This is a genomic window from Acidovorax sp. (assembly GCF_046314175.1).
In the GTDB taxonomy this organism is placed as follows: domain Bacteria; phylum Pseudomonadota; class Gammaproteobacteria; order Burkholderiales; family Burkholderiaceae_C; genus Acidovorax.
Genome location: NZ_JBKBXG010000188.1, coordinates 1 through 3,551, shown reverse-complemented (window position 1 = coordinate 3,551; position 3,551 = coordinate 1). Strand labels below are relative to the sequence as shown.

Sequence of the window (3,551 nt, the reverse complement as noted above, 5' to 3'; positions counted from 1 at the left end):
GTCGTGCTTGGCAGGTAGCCAGCGTTCACGGCGCCGCTGTTGCCAAGCCCAGGTAACCTAACGCCCGAAAACGCTTTTGCCGTCTTGCCTTTGCCTGCATGCTTGCTGCACACCCACGGAGGCTGCCTTGCAACGCACACCATCCGCATCAACGTCGCCTCCCCACCTACTTCCTCATTCACAGTCGCTGATCGAATTCGGTCTGCCCTTCAGCTTTGGCAACCCCGTGCCATTGAGCACTCGCAGCAGCGTGATGCTGTGGGCCGCCAGCGCAATCGCCTTCGCCCTGTTGCTGGCGGTGCCGCGCTGGTTGCCCGACCAGTGGGGTGGCGCTTTGGCCGCGCTGCTGTTTGTGGGCGTTCAGTGGGCGGGGCTGCGATGGGCGGTGGGCCCGGCATGGGTGGCGCTGTTCAGGCGACCCCGCTGGCGCGATGTGGCGCTGGGGCTGGCCGCAGTGCCGCTGGTGATCGGCTTGCCCGCGCTGGTGGCTGCATATGGGTTGGGCATGTCTCACCTCAGCGCCAACGCCAGCATCGATGCTGTTGCGGACTTGTCCCCAGCGCAGCTGGTTGGGCGGTTCGCACTGGTTGCCGTGCAGCTGCTGGGCGAAGAGCTGGTCACCATCCTGCCACTGCTGGCCACCGTGGCCTTGCTGCACCGCGCTGGCATGCCCGCCCGTTGGGCCGTGGCCTTGGCATGGATGGTTACGGCGCTGGTGTTTGGCGCACTGCACCTGCCCACCTACCAATGGCATCTGGGCCAGGCCTTGCTCGTTTTAGGAGCCGCTCGTCTGGCGCTGACGGCAGTCTTCATCTACACCCGCAACCTGTGGGCCAGCACCATCGCCCACATTGCCAACGACTGGACGATCATGGCCTTTGTGCTGGCCTCTACCCGCACCATTGCCTGACCCATTGACCCTGCCCACCGCCGCAAGGAGCTCCTGTGGACTTTCTCAAGATCCTCAAGTCATTTGAAGACTTTGTGTACGAGGCACTGATCTGGCTGATCCTGCTGCCCAAAACCCTGGTGCGCATCGTGCTGCGCCCGCGACAGATGGTGGCCTACGTGCAGGCCGAGCAAACCCGCGAAGGCGACGACCGCTACGGCGACGCCATCAGCCCGCCGCTGCTGCTCATCCTGTGCGTGCTGGTGTCCCATGTGTTCGACCTGGCCCTGCGCAAACAGACTGCGCAAGAGATGGGAACGCTCGCGGCCGCACTGCTCAAGTCCGAGCAAAACCTGCTGCTGTACCGCACCATGGCGTTTGGAATCTGGTCTCTGGCGGGCGCCGTCTGGTACATGCGCCACAGCCGCCAGCCCATCCACCGCGTCAACCTGCGCAACCCGTTTTACGAACAGTGCTACCTGGTGGCACCGTTCGCAATGGCCATGTCGATCAGCACCACGTTCGCACTGTCGGGTGGGCTGCTCTCTGCATTCGGAGTGGGGCTTGCACTGTTGGCCCTGCTTTGGTTTTTTGTCGCCGAGTGGCACTGGGTGCGCGAGCGGGCGGGGTTAGGCGCAGGCCGTTCAGCGGTGGTGGCTGGAGGGCTGGTGTTGATGGGGCTGGTGGCGAATACCGGCCTGGGGTATCTGCTGAGGCATTTGTGAGAGGTTGGTTAGAACGAATTCGATATAGGGCGCTGCCTCGTGCACGCTGGCGCACTTCACCGTAGGGCAGAATTCGGCCAGAAGCAGACATAGAAATGAGCGATTTCATCGTCGTGAGAGAAGGAACGTGGTTGTACGACGGCCGTGTCCCAACGGGCGTGCGCATCGTGAGCTGCTCGATACGCTATGGCTCCGGAGATTGCCTAGATCCCTCAGAAGTGCAGGAAGACCAAACGGTGCCAGGATTTGATGTCCAGTGGGCATCACCCACGAAGCCGCGTGACTATGGCAACTACGCTTCAGCAGTATTCCCCACGTTTCTTGAAGCAGTGGCACACGCCGAGCGGGCCATCTGGGCGTCAGCGACTCTGCGATGGGCTGACGCCTAACGTCCGATATGAGCCCTTTGCGTTAAGAGCGTAAGCAGAATCCGGCCATTGGTGGCTCTGCCGGTTCGGCGTGGTCCCGTCATTCGATCCAATCCAACCTGAGGTGTCTATGGTTCAAGTTTTCGCAATTGCGTCGCTTGCATTCGGATTGTGGATTTCGCTACTCAACTGGCGTTGCTTCTACGTTGGATTTGTTCTGAAAAAGCCAGCCCCTTCATGGATACCTGCGCTTGGCGGGGCCTTCATGTTTTTGGGCTTTTTCTTTCTTCCAGGCAACCCGTTGAGCTCCATGGCTTGGATCGCTTTCTTTGTCGACTGGGGAAGTATTCCAGGGTGCCTTCATGCTGCCTTGTACCACTCCATCAGCCGCGGGAAATAGGCGTGCTCGGTAGAGTCCGCTTTGGGCCCATGTCCGACATTCGACAACCTTCATGTGAACTGGTCATAAAACACCTCAATCTGGCTGGTAGTGACCAAAGCTTGGAGCGGAAAGACCAGCCAAGGAGTTGCGACCTCCATGTCATTGAGGCGAACTAACAATTGATCTCGCACATCCGGTTTCACCTCCTGCCGCCAGTTCAGCACTTGGCCCCAGGTCGAACTTCCGTTCAAGTGCAAGGGAAACCATGCGGACTGAACTGAAGCGCTATAGGCCGTTGGAAAGAGTCGCTTGTATGCCTGCAGGTTGTAGAGCCAAGAAACGCCGCGCACGGTTGTAGCGCGTGGCTCCGTGCGCTGAACATGCGATATCAGTTCTTGTAAATCGGCCCTCCTTGCGCTGGAATTCTCAATAGCAAGCGGACTGGAATTGATTCCATCTGGCGCAACAAAGTGGATGCGCAAGGTACCGTATGCATCGGGCGGATCGTAAGAAAAACAGCCGAACGACCGTTTGACTTCGATGTAGGAAAGAGATTGTTGGAAATCGGCACACAAAGCGACTTGCTCGACACGGTCATCAACCGCGCTTTTTACCTTGTTCAGAAAGAGTTTCCACCTACTTGCGCCAGTGTCCCCCCACAGATTCAGCCTGCGTCGCAAGTTGGTACAACGGTCAATGGCGACGTCGAGAGGCACTGCCGCTTTCGCTGCATAGTGCGTGGCAAATTTCAATTGCAGGGAGAAATAGTCTTCAAGCATGAATATGACGTTAGCACCGTCTTGCCAACTTTCGCTTCTGGCCGATAGCAACCGAGCGAGCTCCCGGTCCGGGCATGGATCAGCAGGTGTTTTGTGCCAATTTTGATGAGCTGTGGCCGCTTTGCAATATGGCGCTACAGGCCATTTTGATTGCCGCCTCATCCTCTTGGCGATATGCCCCGGTCTCTCGGTATGAGCGATCGGTCCTCACCCTTGCCGCTGCCCCGCACACTCCCCCACTACCCAATCCCTGAACGCTTTCACCAACGGTGTTTGCGCCCGTGCCTCCGGGTACACCAAGTAGTACGCATCGGTGCTCGTCAGCACCTGGTCTGACAGCTCCACCAAACTCCCGGCCGCCAGCTCTTGCTCAATCAAAAAGCGCGGCAGCAGCGCCGCGCCCAGGTG

4 protein-coding genes are annotated in these 3,551 nt (G+C 59.1%); 2 read left to right on the top strand and 2 right to left on the bottom strand.

Annotation, left to right across the window (positions count from 1 at the left end):
* Positions 1-127 precede the first annotated feature (127 nt).
* Entirely contained in the window at positions 128-910 is a 783-nt protein-coding gene (locus ACK4OE_RS25525; RefSeq protein ID WP_409889221.1) for a type II CAAX prenyl endopeptidase Rce1 family protein, read from the top strand.
* A gap of 35 nt (positions 911-945) precedes the next feature.
* Complete coding sequence (locus tag ACK4OE_RS25520; protein ID WP_409889220.1) at positions 946-1,614, top strand: hypothetical protein; 669 nt, start codon at positions 946-948, stop codon at positions 1,612-1,614.
* Positions 1,615-2,432: 818 nt separating this feature from the next.
* On the opposite strand, the gene ACK4OE_RS25515 is transcribed toward ACK4OE_RS25520, so the two are convergent.
* A complete protein-coding gene (locus ACK4OE_RS25515) occupies positions 2,433-3,143 on the bottom strand; it encodes a hypothetical protein (protein WP_409889219.1) in 711 nt (236 codons plus the stop codon).
* A gap of 207 nt (positions 3,144-3,350) precedes the next feature.
* On the bottom strand, positions 3,351-3,551 hold a 201-nt coding region (locus tag ACK4OE_RS25510), incomplete at its 5' end, for a LysR substrate-binding domain-containing protein (protein ID WP_409889218.1).